The organism is Rhodococcus sp. WAY2 (assembly GCF_009859915.1).
Taxonomy (GTDB): Bacteria; Actinomycetota; Actinomycetes; order Mycobacteriales; family Mycobacteriaceae; genus Rhodococcus_F; species Rhodococcus_F oxybenzonivorans.
This window is the reverse complement of the sequence record NZ_CP046572.1, coordinates 4,971,597-4,994,075: the sequence shown is the minus strand read 5'-3', so window position 1 is coordinate 4,994,075 and position 22,479 is coordinate 4,971,597. Positions and strand designations below refer to the sequence as shown.

At 69.0% G+C, this 22,479-nt stretch carries 1 protein-coding gene; it reads right to left on the bottom strand.

What is annotated here, in order from left to right; all coding sequences use genetic code 11:
• Positions 1-88 precede the first annotated feature (88 nt).
• Entirely contained in the window at positions 89-22,300 is a 22,212-nt protein-coding gene (locus tag GFS60_RS22515; RefSeq protein ID WP_236603253.1) for a non-ribosomal peptide synthase/polyketide synthase, read from the bottom strand.
• Between the last annotated feature and the right edge of the window lie 179 nt (positions 22,301-22,479).

Here is a 22,479-nt window from a genome sequence, read left to right as displayed (position 1 = left end):
CACGCGCCGAGCGCCGTGATCGCGTTGTCATTCGTGTGTCCTGACCCGATCGACCTCCTCGTCTCGAAGGATGCGGGCCTCGGCTTGCTCAGGTTCCAGGGGCCACTGTGTTCCCCCGATCCCGTAACACTCGGCCGATCTCGGCGAGCGGTTCCTTGTCCGCCAGGGCGGCGTGGGTGGCGTCGACGTCGAACTCGATGAGGTTCTCGCCGAGCCGGCCCCGCCACATCTGTGGGGGACGCGCATGAAGTTCGAGGTCTGCTGCCGCGGTGAAGAACTGGATCTCTCCGTCGTAGCGGCGCGGTTGATGCCGGGTATTGAGGAGGCCGAGTTGGTCGATCACGTTCCCGAGTCGGCGGAGGGCGTCGGCGGTGAGGAAGCTCAGGCCCGGATGCTCGTCGGCCAGTACTCCCGCCGCGTCCTCGTAGTCGATCCCGCCGTCCGGCAACCGGTCTGCCGGGACACCGAGTTCGACCAGCGCGTCACCAATCGACGGCTGCTCGCCGCGGATGTCGTCCCGTTCGTGGAATTCCGGCGGCAGGGTGTCGAGCATCGCGAGTGTCGCGACACTCTCGTGGTTGTCACTCAACTGGACGGCCATCTCGTGAGCGATGATGCCGCCCAGCGACCAGCCCAGCAGGTGGTAGGGACCGCGGGGTTGCACGGCCCGGACGGCCTCGAGATAGGAGGCGGCAAGCTCCGTGATGCTGTCGGGGACGGCAGCGGCCCCCGTGGCCTGGAGACCGTAGAGGGGCCGGTCACCGAGGTAGTCCGCGAGTCCTGCGTAGCACCAGGACATTCCGCTGGCCGGATGGACGCAGAAGAGAGGTGGGTCCTCCCCCGTTCCGCCCAGCCGCACCACGGTGTCGAGCACACTTTCGGACAGTTCGGGGCCGGCCTCGATCCGGGCGGCGAGTTGCTGCACGGTGGGGTCGGTGAAGACCCACTGGATCGGCACCTCCCGGCCGAGGCGGCGCCGCAGTTCACCGGCCACCGTTGCCGCACCCATCGACGTTCCGCCCAGGGTGAAGAAGTCCTCGTCGGCGGGCACGGTGTCGACACCGAGCGCAGCGGCCATCGCGTCGGCCACGTCCTGCTCGACTCGTCCGGCCGGGAGGACGGTCACTTCGGTGTCGAATGCCGGTGTGGGGAGGCCGTTCCGGTCCACCTTGCCCGACGGCATCACCGGCAACCGGTCCAGGACGGTGACGGCGGAGGGGACGAGGTGCCGGGGCAGCAGGCGACGCGCGTGGGCGCGCACCGCAGCCGAGGTGAGGTCGGGGTCGCCGCGGACGTAGGAAACCAGGACCGTGGCGCCGTCACCAGTGGTGTGGGGCACGGTGACGGCGGACTGAACACCGGGATGACGGAGCAACGCCGAATCCACTTCGGCGGGTTCTACCCGGATCCCGGCGATCTGCACCTGCGCGTCGCCGCGGCCCAGGTATTCCAGTTCGCCGTCTGCGGTGCGCCGCACCAGGTCACCCGTGCGGTACATCCGTTCGCCGGGTTTGCCATAGGGATGGGCAACGAATCGGGTTGCGGTGAGTTCGGTACGGCCCACGTAACCCCGTGCGACGCTGGTGCCGGCCAGGTACAGCTCCCCCACCACACCGTTCGGGACCGGATGCAGACGCGCGTCCAGCACGAGGGCAGCACCGCCGTCGATCACGGTGCCGATGTTCACGCGGCCCGGGCCCAGTGGTCCGGCGAGCGACCCGAGGATGGTGAATTCGGTGGGCCCGTAGGCGTTGAAGAGTCGGTGCCGCCGGGACCACCGTGCAGCCAGTTCGGTGGGCAGTGCTTCGCCGACGGCCACGACGGTACGCGGCGACAGTGTCCCGGCATCGAGGGTGGCCAGCACACTGGGTGTCGCAATGAGGTGGGTGATCTGTGCGTCGACGACCGTCTTTGCCAGTTCGTCTCCGGCGTAACCGAATTCCGAGGACATCACCAGGGTTCCGCCGGAGGTCAGAGCGTAGAGCATTTCGAACAGCGAGGCATCGAAAGTGGGTGAGGCGAGTTGCAGCACGCGGATGTCCGATTCGGTGCCGAGAACCGGAGGCTGTGCGGCCACCACGTTCACCAGACCCCGATGCGGCACCACGACACCTTTCGGTTGTCCGGTGGATCCGGAGGTGTAGATGAGGTAGGCCGCGTGATCGGGTTCCGTCACCTGCGCGTATCCGCGTCGACGGATCCGTCGATCCCCTCGGGTCGGTGTCTGCTCGTTCCACTGCGCATCGGACAGGTCGAGCCAGTCCACGGAGCCGGTCAGCGTAGAAGTGAGGTCGCCGACCGTCACGCCGAGCACCGCGGCCGAATCGGTGATCATCCAGGCGACGCGTTCCTCGGGATGCACCGGGTCCACCGACAGCCACGCCGCACCGGACTTCGTCACGGCCCACACGGCCAGCACCCAGTACCGGCCGCGGGGTGTCGCGATCACCACGACGTCTTCGGGTCCGACGCCCCGGTCGATCAGTTGTCCTGCCCAGCGTTCCGCTTCGGCGTCGAGTTCCGCGTAGGTCCACTGCAGGTCGCCGTCCACCACCGCGACCGCGTCCGGGGTCGCCCGCACCTGGGCCTCGAACACGTCGGCGAGCGTGCGGGGCGACGGTGTGCGCAACGGCCCGCGGACGAGCTCGTCGTACTCGGGTTCGGTGAGGACCGGGAGGTCGCCGACCGGAATCGACGGGTTGTCGGCGACGGCGTCGAGGAGGCGACCGTAGCGTCCGGCGAGCCCGCGGGCGCTCGCCTCGTCGAACAGGTCCGTGGCGTACACCAAACGAAGGGTGAGGGCCTCCTCCGTGTCGACGACGTCCCACACGAGATCGAATTCGATTCGCGGTTCGTCGACGTCGACCGGTGCGGCACCGGGCAGGCTTACGGGCTGCGACGGCACCCGCCGATAGTTGAGGACCACCTGGAACAGCGGGTTGTGGGCAGGTGAACGCTGCGGTGCCACCCGCGCGACGACGTCGTCGAACGGGACGTCCGCGTGCGCGAAGGCCTCCAGGTCCACCGTGCGTACCCGGTCGAGCAGTTCCGCGAACGACAGGGCGGCCGGAACCTCGGTGCGCAGCGCCACGGTGCCGACAAACATGCCCACCAGCCGGTCCAGCAGGGGGTCGGGTCGCCCACCGACGGCGGTGCCCACCACGACGTCGGGGTGGCCACTTTCCCGCGCGAGCACTACGGCGAGCGCGGCATGCAACACCATGAAGACGGTGACGCCGTGGACACGAGCCAGGGCATGCAGCCGAGCGCGTAGTTCCTCGTCGACGACCCAGTCCACGCGGGAACCGTTGCGGCTGGGGTAGCGCGGTCGCGGGCGGTCCGTCGGCAGCGACAGCGGTGCGTCGACGCCGTCGAGAACACGTCCCCAATAGTCGAGTTGAGTGTGCGCGACACTGCTGGGATCGGCGGCGTTCCCAAGGAACTCGCGCAGCCACAGGGTGTAGTCACCGTAGTCGACGGCAAGCGGATCCCACTGCGGCGCCGCACCTTCCGCGCGAGCCCGGTAGGCCTCCGCGAGGTCGGCGAGCAACGGGTCCATCGAGCCGCCGTCGAGTGCGATGTGGTGCACTGCCGCGGCGACCGTGTGGCCACCGGCACGTTCGGCCCACATCCGCACGCGCAGGGGTGGTTCGTGTTCGAGGTCGAATCGTTGTCTGCCGAAATTTTGGAGGTCTGCGTCACCCTCCTGCACGAGGCTGTCGAGGACGTGTGCGGTGGGAACAATCACCTGGTGCGGGCCGTCCGCGTCGGCGGGAAAGACGGTCCGCAGCACCGTATGCCGCTCCACCACATCGGCGATCGCCGCCTGGAGAGCGGCCGGGTCCACGCCTGCGTCCAGCCGGGTACCGAACATCATGTGATGGACGGAAGCGTCGGGATCCACCTTGTTGAGGAGCCAAATGCGTTGCTGCTGCGGGGAGAGGGGAACTCGGGTGCTCGGGTCCCGGCGCACGAGTGCCGGGCGCTGAGCCGCTCCGGTAGATCGCGTGTGGTCCAGCCAATGCGCGAGTCCGGCGGCGGTCGGGTTCTCGAACAACGCCCGCCATGCCACGCTCACCCCGAACGCCGTGGAGAGCCGGCCGGCCACCGCGGTGGCGGAGAGCGAATCACCACCGAGGTCGAAGAAATTGTGGTTCGCACCGGGCAGGTCGACACCGAGGACATCGGCGAAGACACCTGCCACCAACTCTTCGGTGATCGTTCGCGGCGGCAGCACATCCACCGGCTGCGTGGCAGGCAGCTGCAGCGCGCGCACGTCCAGTTTGCCGTTGGCGGTCAGCGGTAGGGACTCGAGCACCACCATTCTCGGCGGCACGAGGTACGCGGGCAGTTGTTCGGCCAGGCGCTCCGTCAACGACGCCGGGTTCAGGTCGGTGCCGGTGACGAAGGCGGTCAGTTCGCCGTCACGCAGAAGCACCGCGGCCTGCTCGACTCCGGGGAGTCGGAGCAGCCCGGCCTCCACCTCGGCGGGTTCGATCCGCATGCCCCGAACCTTCACCTGCCGGTCCACGCGGCCGACGAAGGACAACATGCCGTCTGCGCGGCGATGCACCAGGTCGCCGGTGCGGTACCTGCGCGAGCCATCCTCGGCGGCAACGAAGCTCGCCGCCGTGAGGCCTGGCTCGTCCAGGTATCCCCGGGCCAGACCGGGACCCGAGAGATACAGCTCGCCGATGCCGCCCACCGGGACCGGCTGCAGGCGGGGATCGAGCACGGTCACCGTGGTGCCGGCGATGGGTGCGCCGATCGTCACGTTCCCGTCCACCTCGGCGAGCGTGGCCACCACGGTGGATTCGGTCGGCCCGTAGGCGTTGAGCATCAGTCGTCCGGCACTCCACATTTCGGCCGAGTCAGCCCGCAGCGCCTCACCACCCACCGCTACCACGCGCAGCGAATCGAGCCCGTCGGGATCGAGCGTCGCGAGCACTGCGGGCGTGGATAGATAGTGGGTTACGCGCTGGTTCGCCAGGAAGCGCTGCAACTCGGGTCCCGCGTACACGTCGGGCGGGGCGCACACCAGGCAGGCACCCGACCCGAACGCCAGCAGCATCTCGAGGAGCGCCGCATCGAACGCCGGATTGTATCCGTGAAGGACGCGCGATTCGGGCGTCACCCGGTAGCGCTGCACGACTTCGGTGGTCAGTGATGCGAGCCCGCTGTGAGTGACGGCCACGCCCTTCGGGGCACCCGTCGACCCGGAGGTGTAGATGACGTAGGCCAGTCCCCGTGCGGAGTCCCGGTAGGTCGCGGTGGCGGCGATTGCCCGGTTGGGGCTGGGCACGTAGGCGGCGCCTGTCTTGGTGACGGCCCATAACTCGATGATGAAGTCGACGGATCGCGACAGGTCGATCGGCAGCATCCACCCGGGGCCGAAGCCCTCGGCAACCAGTTCGCGGGCGCGGGCGTCCGACTGCCGGTCGAGTTCGCGATACGTCAGCGTCCGGGTGCCGTCGGTGACCGCGGGGCTGTCGGGGTACGCGGCAGCGGTCGAGGTCAGGATTTCGGCGAGCGTGCGTTCCTCCGCGGCGGGCCCACCATCGAGCCGTTCCGCGCCGGTGAGCGCGATGTCGCCGGTGGCCACCTCGGGGTCGTGGGCGACAGCTTCGAGCACCCGGACGAGTTCTTCGGCCAGCGACTGAACGGTGGCGTGGTCGAACAGATCATGTGCGTACGCCACGGCGCCCGTCATACCGGCGGGGTCGGCGCCGTCCCACTGCTCGGTGAGGGTGACGTGGAGATCGAATTTGGCTGTTCCGGTGTCGACTTCCTGCGCCTGCACGTCGAGGCCGGACATCCGCACGGTGGGGGGCCGCAAGTTTTCCAGTGCCAGCGCGACCTGCGGAACACGGCCACCGAGGAGGTCGGCGATCACCTCGAACGGAACCTCGGCGGTGTCGAAGGCCTCCACGTCGAAGTCCCGTACCTGGGCCAGGAGACCGGTGAACGGCATGTCCGGCTCCACCTGCGCGCGCAGGGCGAGGGTATTCACGAACATTCCCACCGCCGCGTCCAGCGCCGGGTCCCCGCGGCCGGCGACTGCGGTGGCGATGGTGATGTCACGCTGGTCGCCGAATCTGGCGAGCAGCACGGCCAGCGCGGCGTGCAGCACCATGAACGGAGTGGCCCGGTGTTCGTGCGCCAACCGGTGGACCGCCTGCTGCACCGGAGCCGGTACGGAGAACCGCACCAGCCCGGCCGTGTCCGTGGACGCACTCGTGCGGGGCCTGTCAACCGGGAACGGCGCGACCGATTCGGCACCTGCCAATGCGACCCGCCAGTGCTCGACGCCGCGGGCCGCGTACGCACTGTTCAGCAGCTCTTCCTCCCAGAGCGCATAGTCGGCGTACTGCAGGGCCGGTGGCTCCCACTCCGGTGCCGTACCCGCGCGGCGAGCCGCATAGGCGGCGAGCACGTCGGCCACCAGCGGAGCGAGGGACCAGCCGTCGGCGGCGATGTGGTGAAGGACGATCACCAGCACGTGGACGTCGGGTGCTACTCGCAGCAGTTGCACCCGCAGTGGCGGCTGGGCGGTGAGGTCGAATGGTGCGCGTGCGAGTCGCGTGACCGCGTCGGCCACATCCGAGGCGTCCACGTCGCGAGGTGTGAGGTCCAGTGCCACACCATGCGTGATGTCCTGCCAGGGCGACTCCCCCGGTTCCGACGGATACCGGGTTCGCAGCACCTCGTGGCGGGCAACCACGTCGCCGAGTGCGGTGGCCAGCGCCGTCACGTGCAGGTCACCTTCGAGCCGCACCGTGGCAGGGAGGTTGTAAGTGGCAGATTCCGGGTTGCGTCGATTCCACACCCACATGCGGTATTGACTCCGGGACAGCGGGATCCGGTCCGGTCGCGGCCGGGCTCCCAGTGCGGGGCGCAGGCCCGCCGCGGGCACCGAGGTGTCGAGGGCCCCGGCAAGCTCCGCGACGGTGGGATGGGCGAAGAGGGTGCGCAGCGGAACCGGGACGCCGACCGCGTCGGTCAGCCGCGCAGTCAATTGTGTTGCCAGCAGCGAATTTCCGCCGGTATCGAAGAAGTGCGTTGCCCTGCCCGCCTCCATGATCCCGAGAACGTCTGCGAACACGTCGGCGACCGTCCGCTCGGTGTCGGTGTTCGGCGGCTCGAGCTCACCGGTACCGAGGTCCGGGACGGGGAGCGCGCGGACGTTCAGCTTGCCGTTGATCAGCGGAGGCGGCGAGTCGAGTACCACGACAGAGGCCGGAACCAGATACGACGGCAACACTTCGGCGAGGCGGCGACGCAGGGCCACGGTATCCAGCTCGGCGCGCGGCAAGACGTACGACGCCAGGACGTCGTGGCCGGTGGGCGTGGTGCGCACGACGGTGGCGGCGAAGTCCACGTCGACGAGCCCTGCGATGGCGGTGTCGATCTCGCCGGGTTCGATGCGTACGCCGCGCACCTTGATCTGAGCGTCGTTCCGGCCGAGGAATTCGAGTACATGGCGGTCACCGGCCGCCTTCCACCGCACGAGGTCACCGGTGCGGTACCGGCGCCGGCCGTCGGCGGAGGCCACGAACCTCTCGGCCGTCAGTCCCGGTTGCCCGGCATAGCCACGGGCGAGGCCCGGGCCCTCGAGGTAGAGCTCACCGGGCATCCCCACCGGAACCGGACGCAACCGCTCGTCGAGCACGACGACCTCGAAGCCCGGCACGGGTTCACCGATCGGTACGGACTCGCCCCGACTGAGGGGGCCGGTGGCGATCGCGTACATGGTCGCTTCGGCCGGTCCGTAACCGTTGACCATTCGGCGGCCGGGCGCCCACCGATCTACCAGGGCGGTACCCAGACGTTCCCCGCCGAGCATGATCATCCGCAGGTGCGGCAATTCGCGCGAACCGATCGTGGCCAGCGCCGTCGGGGTGATGCAGGCGTGTGTGATCTGCTCCCGTTCCAGTAGATCTGCCAGTGCGGGGCCTGCGAACTCCGCGTCGGAGGCGACGACCAGGGTGGCCGCCGACGCACCCGCGACGAGGATCTCGAGCAACGCCATGTCGAAGCCGGCGGCCGCACGGTGCAGCATCCGGGACCCGGGGCCGACGGCATAGCGCTGGGCGACGTCGATGTCGAGTGCGGCAAGGCCGCCGTGCGTCACCACCACTGCCTTGGGAGCGCCCGTGGTGCCGGAGGTGAACACCACGTAGGCGGGCTGGTCCGGGTGGACGCGGGGGCGGACCATTGCACCCGCCGACGTGTCCGCGTGCGTGTGGGGTTCCACCCAGGTGATCTCGCCGCCGAGAGTCGCCGAGCCCACGCCGAGAGTGGTGCCCGCCGCGGTGAGCATCGCGTGTATTCGCGCGCTCGGCAGATCGGGATCGACGAGTACGGGCGCCGCACCGGTTTTCGCGATCGCCCACAACCCCACCACGGACTCCGCCGATCGCGGTACCGACCATGCCACCGTCGTGCCGGGACGGGCGCCGAGTGCGTGCAGCTCCCGCGCCAAACCCTCCGACTGCTGGTCGAGCTGCCGGTAGGTGACGGCCCTCTCGCCGTCCTGCACCGCGACTGCGCCGGGCGCCAGCACGGCCCCGCGGGTGAGGATGTGGTGCAGCGGGACCGGTGCGGGTGCGGCGGGGCCACGGGCGGGGGCGAGGGCTGCGCGTTCGGCGGGACTCGACAGGTCCACGTCGCCGACCCGCTGATCGGGGTTTGCGGTGACCGACCCGAGTAACCGTACGAGCTGGTCGGCGAAACTGAGAATCGTCGAGCGGTCGAACAGCGCTGCGTCGTACCCGAATTCGAGGTGCATGCGCGCACCCGGAGCTGCCTCGGTTGCGGTGAGCTGGAGGTCGAAGTTCGCGGGATGCGCCGTCGGCGTCATCGGTGTGACCTCGAGGCCGGGCAACGTGAAGTGTCCCGGGCGATGCCGCTGCATCGACAGCGCCACTTGGAACAGCGGATGGTGCGACGTCGAGCGGGCGGGATTGAGCAGTTCCACCAGGGTCTCGAACGGCATGTCGGCGTGCGTGTACGCGGCGACGTCCTGGGTGTGAACGTGGGCCAGCACCTCGGCGAAGCTGGCGGAGGGATCGATCTGCGTGCGCAGCACCAGCGTTCCGGCGAACATGCCGACGACGTCGTCGAGTTGCGGGTCGGTGCGCCCGGCGACGGCGGTGCCGATCGGGACGTCCCGGCTGCCGCTGTACCGCGAGAGCAGCACGGCCAGCGCGGCATGCAACACCATGAACGTGGTGGCCCGTCCGGTACGTGCCAGGGCGGCGATGCCGTCGTGCAGGGACTCGTCCAACTCCACGGTGTGGACGGCTCCACGGCCCGAGGGCGCCGCGGGACGTGGGTGGTCGAGGGGCAGGGTCACCTGGTCCGGCAGGTCGGCCAGCGTCTCGAGCCAGTACTCCCGGCCGGGGTCGTTCAGCATGGTGCGCTGCCACACGCTGTAGTCGCTGTACTGCACCGGCAGCGGCGACCATTCCGGGCTGCGACCCTCGAGCCGCGCACGGTAGGCGACGTCGGTGTCGCGGATCAGCGTGCCGAGCGACCAGGCGTCGGCGGCGATGTGGTGGACAACCAGCGCGAGCACGTGCGAATCGGCACCGACGCGATACACGCGCCCCCGAACGGGCGGTGCGGCGGCGACGTCGAATCCGGTGTCGACGAGTGCCCGCACGTGGGCGTCGAGCGCGTCGGCGGGAATGGCGACCGGAGCCAGGTCGAGGGGTACCGCGTCGGCCGCGAGCAGCACCTGGTGCACCCCCTCGGCGTCGGACGGGTACACGGTGCGCAGGGTCCGGTGCCGCTCGAGCAGGTCCCGGGCCGCGGCCGCAAAGGCTGTGGTGTCCAGTTCGCCGTCGAGGCGGAGGAGGATCGGAATGTTGTGTCCGGCTGCGTCGGTGTCGAATTGGTTGAGCACCCACATCCGCTGCTGTGCGGGCGAGAGCGGCACCCGGCCGTGCCACCGATCCGGCAGCAGAGCGGGTCGCCGACGCCCGATGTGCGCGCGGTCCTCCACGCGGGCTGCCAGCTCGGCCACGGAGGGTGCCTCGAAGAGGTCGCGCACCGTGATGTCCGTGTCGAAGACGGCACTCACCCGAGTCGCGACCCGGGTGGCGATCAGCGAGTTGCCGCCCAGTTCGAACAGGCTGCGGCGGATGTCCACCTCGGGCGAGCCGAGCAGTTCGGCGAAGATGCCGGCGACCACTTCTTCGATCGGGCCGTGCGGCACCTGCCACTCGTCGGCGGTCACGTCCGGTTCGGGCAGTGCGCGCCGGTCGACTTTGCCGTTGTGCGTCAGGGGAATCGACGGCACCGCAATGATCGCTCCGGGCACCATGTACTCGGGCAGGAGTGCACGTAGGTGCCGCGTGAGTGCGGCCGGATCCACCCCGGCCACCACGTACGCCACCAATTGTTCGCCGATGCTCGTGGAGCGCAACACAACTACCGCACCGTCGACGTCGTCGTGACGCAGCAGCGCCGCCTCGACCTCGCCGGGTTCGATGCGGTAGCCGTGGAACTCCACCTGCGAGTCGGCCCGGCCGAGGTAGTCGAGTTCTCCGTCGGCACGCCGGCGGGCGAGGTCTCCCGTGCGGTACATGCCGTCACCGGGCGTGAAGGGGTCGGCCACGAACCGCTGGGCGGTCAGGCCCGGCCGGCCGAGATAGCCGCGGGACACCTGCGGGCCCGCGACGTACAGTTCGCCGACGGTTCCCGGTGGCACGGGCCTCAGCGAGGTGTCCAATACGTACGTTCGCATTCCCGGGATGGCCCGGCCGAGCGAAGCCCTACCGTCGCCGACACCGAGATCGGTGTGGGTGACGTGCACGGTTGTTTCGGTGATCCCGAACATGTTGACGGCACGAACCGACGGGTGCCGCGCGAGCCACGGCGACACCAGCGCAAGGTCGAGCGCCTCACCACCGAAGATCAGCAGTCGCAGAGTGTCGGGCACGTCGTGGTCGGCCAGCTGACTGAACGCGGACGGCGTCTGATTGAGCACCGTCACTCCCTCGCGGCTCAACAGTTCCGCGAAATCGCGCGGCGAACGGGCCACGTCGTGATCCACCAGCACCAGCCGCCCGCCGGTGGTGAGCGCTCCCCACATCTCCCACACCGAGAAGTCGAAGGCGTGGGAATGGAACATGGTCCACACGTCATCCGCGCCGAAGTCGAATTCCCGGCACGTATTCGCCAGCAGCCACAGCACATTGGCGTGGGACACCAGCACACCCTTGGGCTCTCCGGTGGAGCCGGAGGTGTAGATCAGGTAGGCGCCCTGCGCCTGTGAGTGGTTAAGGAGTCCCTGCACTCGCGAACCACTCACAGGCGCAGCCTCGAGGCGGACAACCGGGCAGGGCACCTCGGGCAGATTCGCGGCGACTGCGGCGGAGGTCAGCAGCACGGTGGGTGATGCGTCCGAGAGGAGGTAGCGCACGCGTTCAGCCGGGTAGTCGACGTCGACGGGGAGGTACACCCCGCCTGCGCGGACCACCGCAAGCAGCGCCGCGATGAGTTCCACCGACCGCGACAGCGCAACGGCGACGACGTCTTCGGGGCCCACCCCGGCCTCCGACAGCGCTGCGGTCAGCTCGGCGGAACGCCGGTCCAGATCCCCGTAGGTCAGGGTGGTCTCACCGTCGGTGACGGCGACGGCGTTCGGGTTCTCGGCGACGCGCTGCGCGAAGAGTTCCGCCAGCGACTGCACCGTCGGTGCGACGCCCGGAGCGCCTGCGACGAGGGCCCTCTGCTCGTCCGCGGTCAGTACGTCGATGGCGCCTACGTCGACGTGGGGTCGGTCGGTGACCGCACGCAGGATCTGCAGCAGTCGCTGCACCCACTGCTCGACGGTGTGCTGATCGAACAGTTCGGTGGGGAAGGTGAACACGCCGTCGAGACCCGCGGGGCTTCCGTCGGGTGTGCGCCGGTCGCGCAACGACACCTCGAGGTCGAAGCGGCTGATCCCGGTGCCTGCCTCGCGGCCCCGGACGACGAGGCCGGGTAGTTCGGGTAGCCGGTCTGCGCCACCGTCTCCGAAGTTCTCGAACGCCAGCATCACCTGGAACAACGGGTGGTGACCCGCTGACCGTGCCGGGGCGAGGGCGTCGACCACGAGGTCGAACGGCACCTCGGAGTGCGCGAACGCGGCGATGTCGGTCTCCCGCACGGACGCCAGCAGTTGCGCGAACGTCGAGCGCGCATCCACCCGGCTGCGCAGGGCAACGGTGCCGACGAACATTCCGACGACGTCGTCCAGCGCGGGGTCGGTGCGGCCCGACGTGGGGGTTCCCACAGCGAAGTCGTCCGCCCCGGTCAGCTTGGACAGCAACACGGCCAGCGCCGCGTGCATCACCATGAACAGGGTGGAATTCTGTTGGTGCGCGAGCCCTTCGAGCGCCCGGTGCAGTTCGGCAGGCACAGCGAACGGGGCGATCCCGGCGGTCCCCTGCAGGGTGCCGGGACGTGTCCGGTCGGTGGGCAGCGGCAGAAGTGTGGGCATGTCCTGCAGTGCCCCGGCCCAGTACTCGAGCTCGCGGTGCGCGAGGCTTTCTGGATCGGCGGGGTCGCCGAGCATCTCACGTTGCCATCGCGCGTAGTCGGTGTACTGCACGGGCAACGCCGGCCACGACGGCGCCTGCCGGTCGAGACGAGCCGCGTACGCGGTGGTGAGGTCTCGGACCAGTGGGCCGAACGACAACCCGTCGACGGCTACGTGGTGCAGCACGACGGCAAGGGTGTAGCGCTCCGGAGCCCTCTCGAACAGGGCCAGGTGCACGGGCCGCTCGACCGCGAGGTCGAAGCCCTCGGCGGCGAGGGAGGCGATGGCGTCGTCCACGGCTTCTTCCGTGATGCAGACAGGTGTCAGCTCCACCTCGGCCGGGCCGACCGTCTGGACTACACCGGTGTCGGTGATCGTGAACACGGTGCGTAGCGTGGCGTGCCGCTCGACGACATCGGTGAGCGCCCCACGCAGTGCGTCGACATCGAGTGCACCGTCGAGGTCGACAGCGAACGGCACGTTGTACGCGGCAGACCCCGGTGTGAGCTGGCCCAGCAGCCACAACCGTTGTTGCGCGAAGGCGGCCGGTGCCGGACCGTCGGTGTCGCGGGCCACGAGCGGCGGCCGCGCGTCCCCGCCCTCGGCGATCAGCGCGGCGAGGCCGGCGACGGTCGGCTGGTCGAACAGGTGACGCACCCCGACGCGCACTCCCGTCACCGACGACAGCCGCGACACCACTCGGGTAGCCGACAACGAGTTGCCGCCCAACGCAAAGAAATCGGTGTCGGCTCCCACCTCGGGCACACCGAGTACCTCGGCGACGGCATCGGCCACCACCTGTTCGAGCGGGGTCTGCGGTGGACGCGTCGACGACGTCGGCAGTTCCGGGTCGGGAAGCGCGGACCGGTCGACCTTTCCGCTCACCGTCAACGGCAACCGGTCGAGCGCGGTGATCGATGCGGGCACCAGATAGCGCGGCAGTCGCTCGGCGACGAAGGCGCGCAGTGCCGCCGGTTCCAGGGCGCTGCCGCTGACGTACGACGCCAGTTCGCCGCGGCGGGTCACCGTCACCGCCGAGTGGACTCCTGGCGCTGAAGCCAGCACGGCATCGACTTCGCCGGGTTCTACGCGGAACCCACGAATCTTCACCTGACTGTCGGCGCGTCCGACGAACTCGAGCTCGCCGAATCGGTTCCAGCGCACCAGGTCACCGGTCCGGTACATGCGTCCGCCGCCGTACGGGTCGGCCACGAAGGTGCCCGCGGTTGTACCCGGCTGGCCCACATATTCCTCGGCCAGACCGGGGCCCGAGAGGTACAGCTCCCCCACTACCCCGACGGGAACCGGTCGAAGTCGCGGATCCAAGACCACGGCCGACATGCCGTCGACGGGGCCACCGATCGTGATGCGCGAGCCCGACAGTTCCGCCGCCGTCGCCCAGATCGTCGTTTCCGTGGGGCCGTACAGATTCAGCACTCTGCGCCCGGTTGCCCACCGGGACACCAGTTCGGGCGGGCACACGTCCCCGGCCACCGCGAGAACCTCGAGGGCATCGAGTCCGCTCGGATCGATGGTCGCGGGCACTGCCGGGGTCGATGTCCAATGACTGATCCGCTCGCGCCGCAGTAGCTCGCGCAGTTCGTCTCCGCCGAAGACGCCGGGTGGGGCGATCACCAGCACGGCGCCGGTGGTGAACACCAGGAGCATCTCGTGGATCGACGCATCGAACATCGGGGACGCCGCGTGCAGCACCCGCGACTGCGGGGTGGCCCCGTAGAAGCGGTGCAGGGCGGCGGCGTGACCGGACAGGCCGCGATGGGTGACGACGACGCCCTTGGGTGTGCCGGTCGAGCCGGAGGTGTAGATCACGTAGGCGGGATGATCCGCGGACAGCGGCCGAACCCGCTCGTCGTCGGACACCGCAATCGGATCCGCGCCCGTGCCGGACAGGACCAGCGGAGTGATACCGCCGGGCACCAGCGAGGCGTCGAGCGTCAGCGCCGTGGTGACGCCCGCGTCGGCAAGAATCCGTGCTGTGCGTTCGGCCGGCTGGTCGACGTCGAGTGGCACGAATGCGGCGCCGCAGCGCGCGATCGCCCACACCGCGATCACCGAGTCGAGCGAGCGCGGCATCATGAACGCGACCCGGTCGCCGGGCCCGACACCGGCGGCGATCAGGCGGCGGGCCCACCAGTTGGACCGGGCATCCAGCTCGCGGTAGGTCAGTTCCTCGTTGCCGCACCGGGCAGCGACCCCGGTCCGGTCAGCCGCGAACAGCTCCGGGAGAGTCTGTGGTGCGGGGGTTTTCGGACCACGGGACGGCACCAGAGCGGCCGCCTCGGCGGGTGTCACCCACTCGAGGTCGCCCAGTGTCCGGGACGGATCCGCCAGGACCGTGGACAGGATGTGGTGCAGCAGTTCCGACCAACGGACGATGCTGGAGGAGTCGAACAGTTCCGCCGGGTACACGAGGTCACCGTCGAGTCCGGCAGCTGCGCCGTCGTCGGCCCGCATTTCACGCAGGGACAGTTCGAGGTCGTACCGGCTGACGGCGCTCTCGATGTTGCGGCGACGGACGGCGACGTCGTCGAACTGCAACACTGTTCCGTTGAAGTTCTGGAACGCGAGCATCACCTGGAACAGCGGGTGGTGGGTTGCCGACCGCACGGGAGCGACGGCGTCCACCACCTGATCGAACGGCAGGTCGGCGTGGGCAAACGCCTCGAGGTCCGTGTCGCGAACAGCCGCCAGAAATTCGGCGAACGTCTGTCGGTGATCGACGCGAGTGCGCAGCACTACTGTTCCGGCGAACATCCCCACCAGCTCGTCGAGCGCAGGGTCCGGTCGTCCGGAGGTCGGGGTGCCCACGGCGATGTCTTCGCTTCCGCTGAGCACGGCGAGAGTCAGCGCCAACGCGCTGTGCATCACCATGAAGGGAGTGACCCCGCAGCTGCGGGCCACGGCGTCCACGGCGCCGTGCAACGCGGCGTCCACCGTGAACGCCACCCGTCCCGCTGTCCGGGTGGCCGCCGGCTTCCGTGGGCGGTCGGTCGGCAGCTCGAGCAGCTCGGGAGTTCCCTGCAGTCGCTCGGACCAGTACGCGACGTCCGCCGGCGCCGTGGTGGCAGACACTGATCGCTGCCACTGCGCGAACCGCCCGTAGCCCACCGGCAGTTCCGGCCACCCCGGTTCGCGTCCGGCACGCCGCGCCGCATACGCCGTCATGATGTCGCGGGTCAGCGGGCCGAACGACAGTCCGTCCACCGCGATGTGGTGCGCAGCGACGGCGACGGTGTAGCGCTCGGGTGCGCGTTCGAAGATCCGGATCCGTGCCGGAACTTCGCGGGTGAGGTCGAATCCGCGGCTGCCCAGGGCCGCGAGTGCGTCGTCGAGCGTGCCGGGGGCAACGGCGATCGGCGACAGGTCCAGCTCGACCGGCCGCGCCACCTGCACCACACCGGCTGCCGTGTCCTCGAACACCGAATGCAGCGGCTCGTGCCGTCCGACCACGTCGCGTACGGCTGCGGCGAGAGCACCCACATCGACCGGTCCGTCGAGGTCGATCGCGAAGGGAACCACGTAGTCGGCTGAGCCGGGGTTCATTTGCTCGTGCAACCACAGCCTCTCCTGCGCGGGCGCGAGAGGCGAGGCACCTCGGTGTCCGTTGGGAGGTCCGTCGACGAGGGGCGGCAGAGCAGCGGTGGTGCGCGCGTCCTCCAGCCGGACCGCAAGTTCGGCGACGGTCGGTGCGTCGAACACATCGCGCACGCTGATCCGGCGGTTCAACGCCGCCCTCAGTCGCGACACCAATCGGGTTGCGGTGAGCGAGCTTCCGCCGAGGGCGAAGAAATCGGCGTCGGCATCGATCGAGGGCAGACCCAGCACGTCGGCGACCACCCCGGCGACGAGCTCTTCCAGTTGCCCGCGCGGGGCCCGGGCGGGAACCGGCGCGAGTGTGGGTGCGGGCAGAGCCTTCCGGTCGAGCTTCCCGCTGCTGGTCAGTGGCACCTCGTCGAGCACGGTCACCGACGCGGGCACCATGTAACCCGGCAAGCGTTCGCGCAGGAACTCCACCAGGGCCTGCGCATCGAGTTCCGCGCCGTGAACGTAGGACGCGAGCACCGGTTCACCCGCCGCCGAGGTACGTACCACCGTTGCCGCGGTGTCGACTCCGGGTGCAGACGCCAACGCGGCGTCTACTTCGCCGAGTTCCACCCGGAATCCACGGATCTTCACCTGGTCGTCGGTGCGGCCCGCGAATTCCAGCCGATGGTCGCTGGTCCACCGGACCATGTCCCCGGTGCGGTACATCCGGGAGCCCGGGCTTCCGGATGCGCTTGCGACGAATCGGCTTGCGGTCAAGGCATATTTGCGGTGGTAGCCGCGGGCGAGGCAATCACCCGAAAGATACAGCTCACCGACGGCGCCGACGGGTACCGGCCTCAGTCGCTCGTCGAGCACCACGGCCGAAGTTCCGGCGTAGGGCGTGCCGATGGTGATGCGGTCGCCGACGTGGAGCGGTTCTGCGCTGGTGCAGACGACGGTGGTTTCGGTGGGGCCGTAGCTGTTGAGGAGTACCCGGCCCGGTGCCCATCTGGTCACCAGTTCGGGTGGGCACGGCTCGCCGCAGACCTCGAGGACGAGGAGGTCGGCGAGGCTTTCCGGGTTCATCAGGCGCGGCACCGTGGGGGTGGTGAGGAAGTGGGTGACGCGTTCGCGGCGGAACAGTTCGGTGAGGTCGTCACCGTAGGTGTCGGGTGGCGCGATCACCACGGTGGCGCCGGCCGTGAAGGCCAGGAGTAGTTCTCCGACGGAGACGTCGAAGGACGGTGAGGCGACGTGCGCCACCCGGGAGTCGTGGCCGAGGTTGCGGTACTCGGCGTTTGCCGCCACGAGGGCGGCGAGTCCGCGGTGGGTTACCGTGACGCCCTTTGGCATTCCGGTGGAGCCGGAGGTGTAGACGACGTAGGCGGGATGGTCGAGGTGCAACGCGCGGGTGCGGTGCCGGTCGTCGATCGCGGTGCTCTCGCCCGTGAGATCTGCCGTGCCGATCCAGTCGATACCGTCGGGAACCATCGATGCATCCCGAGCGAGCGCCACGTCGACGCCGGAGTCCCGGAGCATGTGCGTGATGCGCTGGGCAGGGTAGCCGGGGTCTATCGGCACGAAGGCGGCACCGGATTTCGCGACGGCCCACATGGCCACGACCGACTCCACCGACCGGGGCACCATCACCGCCACCAGATCTTCCGGCCCGATGCCACGTGCAATCAGTCTGTGGGCCAGACGGTTCGAACGCTGCTCCAGTTCCGGGTAGGTCATGTGGTTGCCGTCGAACCGCAGTGCGACGCCGTCGGAGTTGAGCCCGTCGTGCAGGAGTTGCGGCAAGGTTCGCGCGGGAACCGAGGCACCGCCGGACGCCGGCACGAGCGCCGCCCGGTCGGCTGGACCGAGGAGGTCGATGTCGCCGACCGGACGGGTCGGGTCACTCGCGACGGCGGCCAGGATCGTCTCCAGTTGCCCCGCCCACCGGTGCACGGTCTCGTCGTCGAACAGTTCACGTGGATACGTCATGACACCGCGCAGACCACCCGGATCGCCGTCGCCGGCCGGGAGTTCGTCCACGGTGATGTCGAGATCGAAGGCGCGGACGTGCGGTTCCTGTTCCCGCACACGGGCCGTGACCCCGTCGAGCTCGATCTCCGGGCCGATCGAATTCTGGTAGGCCAGCATCACCTGGAACAGCGGATGCGCGTCCGTGGTCCGGGCGGAGAGCACCTCCTGCACCACCGAGTCGAACGACACGTCGGCATTGGTGAAGGCTTCGAGGTCGGCGCGGCGGACGGTGCGCAGGAGGTCGGTGAAAGTCGCGCCTGCCGCTACCGGGGTGCGCAGTACCACCGTGCCCACGAACATGCCGACGATGCCGTCGAGCGCGGGGTCGGGGCGTCCGCCGGTGGCGGTGCCGACCGCGATGTCCTCGGTTCCGGTCAGTCCGCGCAGCAGTACGGCGAGCGCGGCGTGCAGCACCATGAACGCCGTGACGTCGTGGTCACGCGCAAGGGCGAGCAGACGCCGGTGCAGCTCGGGGTCGACCCGGAACTCGGCGCTTCCGGCGGTGAGAATCTGTGGGGACGGTGGCCGTGGACGATCCAGGGGCAGCGGGAGCACCTCGGGCAGGCCACGCAAAGTGTCTTCCCAGTAGTCGAGTTGGCGGCGGACCAGGCTGGCGGGGTCGTCGGGATCACCGAGAATTTCTTGCTGCCACCACGCGTAGTCGGTGTACTGCAGCGGCAACGGCTCCCACTCCGGCGCTTGCCCTCGACGACGGTCGGCGTACGCGGCCGAGACGTCCCGGACGAAGAGGGGAATCGAGAGTCCGTCGATTGCGATGTGGTGCACCACTACCGACATCGTGTACCGATCGGGGGCTACTCGGCGCAGCCGTATCCGGATCGGCACCTCGCGCGTGAGGTCGAACACGGCGGCGGTTTCGGCATCCGCCAGCTCGACGTCCGCGCTGCGCACCACCTGTCGTGGGCCGGCCCCGTTATCGGGAAACACCGTCCGCAGCGCCGGATGCCGCTGCACCACATCGTCGATCGCGGTACGAAATGCAGCGACATTCAGATCGCCGGAGAGGTCGACCGAGAACGTCACCACGTACGGGTCGCGCTCGGGGTTCCGCTGATTCACCAGCCACAGCCGTCGCTGTTCCGCTGACAGCGGCGCCGCTGTGTCCACGGTCCGCGGCACCAGCGGTGGTCGCGACTCGGTGTCGGGCGCGCCGAGGTGAGCGGCCAGGGCTTCTGCAGTCGGGTGGTCGAAGATGTCGCGCACCGTGACCCGGCGGCCAAGCACCGCGCTCGACCGCGAGGCGAGACGTGATGCGCCCAGGGAGTTTCCACCCAGTGCGAAGAAGTCGGCATCGATTCCGACGGTGGCTTGTCCCGTTTCCGAGGCGAATGCTCCGACGAGAAGTTCCTCGATCGGTGACCGCGGTGCGCGATCACCGGTCCCGCGCGGTGACGGGGTGGGCAGTGCTGCCTTGTCCACCTTGCCCGCCGGTGTCAGCGGCACCGAATCGAGCACGGTGATCGACGACGGAACGAGGTGGTCCGGCAACCGTTGCGCGAGATAGTCGCGCATCCGCGCGGGCTCGAGGTTCCGCCCGTGCACATAGGTCGCCAACTGCGCGCCGCTCACACCCGCGGCGGCAACAGTCACCGACAGATCCACACCGGGATACGTGCGCAGCACGGCGTCAATCTCGCCGGGCTCTACTCGGTGACCGCGGATTTTCACCTGGTCGTCGGCGCGACCGATGAACTCGAGCGTCAGGGCGGGGGTCCAGCGCGCCAGGTCGCCAGTGGCATACAGGCGCCCGTCTCCGTAGGGATTGGCGACGAATCGGGTGGCGCTGCGCCCCGGTTGTCCCAGGTATCCGCGCGCGACCCCGGGCCCGGACAGGTACAACTCCCCTACTGCGCCGACCGGTAACGGCCGCAACCTGGTATCGAGCACCAACGCGGACACACCGTCGATGGGGGCACCGATCGTCACGGCGTTGGTGGGTGCGAGCGGCGCCGTCGACGTGGACCACACGGTGGCCTCGGTGGGCCCGTAGAGATTGAGCAGTGTCCGGCCCGGCGCCCATCGCGTGAGCACTTCAGGCGGGCACACATCGCCGGCTACGGCCACGACCTGTAACTCGTCGAGCCCGTCGGGGTCTGTCACGGCCGGTACGGCGGGGGTCACCGTCCAGTGCGTGATTCGCTTCCGGCGCAGCAATGCGGTCAGCTCGTCGCCGCCGTACACGTCTGCCGGGGCGATCACCAAGGTGGCGCCGGCGGTGAAGGCCGACAGCATTTCGTGAATGGACGCGTCGAAACTCGGCGACGCGAATGCGAGTACCCGCGATTCCGGAGTTACCCGATAATGCCTGCGCAGTGCGGCCGCATGGCTCGACAGTCCGCGATGAGTGACCACCACACCCTTGGGCGTTCCGGTCGACCCGGACGTATAGATCACGTATGCCGGGTGATCGACGCGCAGCGGACGTACGCGGTCTGTGTCCGTGATCGGCGCGGCGGAGCCGTCACCGTCAAGTAGTGACATCCACTCGACGCCGTCAGGTACGACGTCGGGATCCACGGCGAGCGCGAGGGTGACCGCGCTGTCGGCCAGCATGTGCGCAACCCGATCGGCCGGATAGCCGGGGTCGACGGGGACGAAAGCCGCGCCCGCCTTCGCGACGGCCCATAACCCGACGATCGATTCGACGGAACGGGACGCGATCACCGCTACTCGATCTTCGGGCCCGACGCCTCGTTCGATCAGCTTGCGCCCCAGCCGGTTCGACCACTCGTCGAGTGTGAGATATGTCACATCTGTTTCGCCGCAGCGGATTGCGGGGTTGGTCGCGTGCTCCGGCACGGTCAGCAGGGCGGCGAGGGTCGTCGGTTCGGCGGCGCTGGGCCCCGAAGCCGGAACGAGGACTCCGCGCTCGGCTGCGTCGAGAACCTCGAGGTCGGTGACCGGTCGATCGGCCCGGGCTCCGACGAAGTCGGTCAGGTAGGCCACGAATCGCTCGAGAAGCCTTTCCACCTCGTCCTGTTCGTACAGGGCGGGGTTGGCCTCGAAGCAGACGCGCGGTGGGCCGCCGCCGACTCCGGGGTAGATGTCGACGGCGAGATCATCGACCGGTCCAGCGGAAAGGAGGTGCATCTCGCCTGCCTCGTCACCGAGGGTGACGTCGTGCAGGAACGCCATGATGTTGACCACCGGCCCGAACGCAGCACGCGACTGGAACTCGAGCCCCAGGTCTCGCAGCATGTCTTCGTATCGATACCGCTGGTGACGCAATGCTCCGGTGAGTTCGAGCTGCACCCGTCGCACCACATTCTCGGTGTCATCTTCAGCACCGATTGCCACGCGCACCGGGACGAGGTTGGACACCATGCCCGCCGATCGGCGCATGGCCGCGGTGGTGCGCCCGGACACCGGAAGGCTCAGCACGATGTCGGTGTTGCCGGTCATCCGGGCCAAATATGCCGCGAAGGCGGCGACCACGATCGGCACTTCGGACGAGTTGGATCGGCGCGCGAGTTCGTCCAACAGTTCGGTGGATTCGCGCGTGAGAGAACGGCTGGCGATTCGGGAGACGGCGGCGGGCGGAGCCTCACGACGAGTAAGCCGCGACGGCGCGGGCAGCTCGGTCAGCCGCTTTGCCCAGTGTTCCCGGTCGACTGCCGCCCTACTCGAACCTTCGTACGCAATTTCGGCGTCGAATATGTCGCGCACACCCAGCGCCCGCGGTTCCGGTGGTTCCGTTCCGCGCACTGCGTGGGTGTACAGCTCCGCAATGCGCTCGACCACATTCATCGCGCCGTACCCGTCGACGATCAGGTGATGCGCGAACGTGTTCCAGTAAAAGTGGTTTTCGCCGAGGTGCAGGAGTGTCGACGCGATCATCAAATCGGCGGTCGGGTCGAGCCGGCGGCTGTATCGGTCGGTCATCCACCGCCTGGCCTCGGCCTCGGGATCCGCGTATCCCCGCAGGTCGAGGTAGCTGAGGGCGTTCGGGATCGAAGGGTCGAACGACTGCGAGGGCACCCCGTCACGCTCGACTATGCGGACGAACGGAGACTGAAGCTCACGCGCCGAACGGGTGGTCGCCTCGGTCAATGCATCGACGTCCAGGGCCCCACGAACCTCGACGTACAGCGCCACGTTCAAGGGGACGTCCGGGTCGAGTTGCTGGGCGAACCAGAGCCCCTGCTGGGCACGCGAAAGAGGGAAGGCACTCACGAGCGCCACCCCCTCATCAGCGATGCACCGCATCGAGCCGTCACCCCGTCACCGAACCCCATCTATTTCTTTCGCCACCGGCTCCCGTGGCACGCCTTCCCGTTATCGGAAGAAGTGCGGGTTCTATTAGGGGCACAATACTTTGCCGAAGAGCCGTCCTCTACCTGAGGTCGGACGAG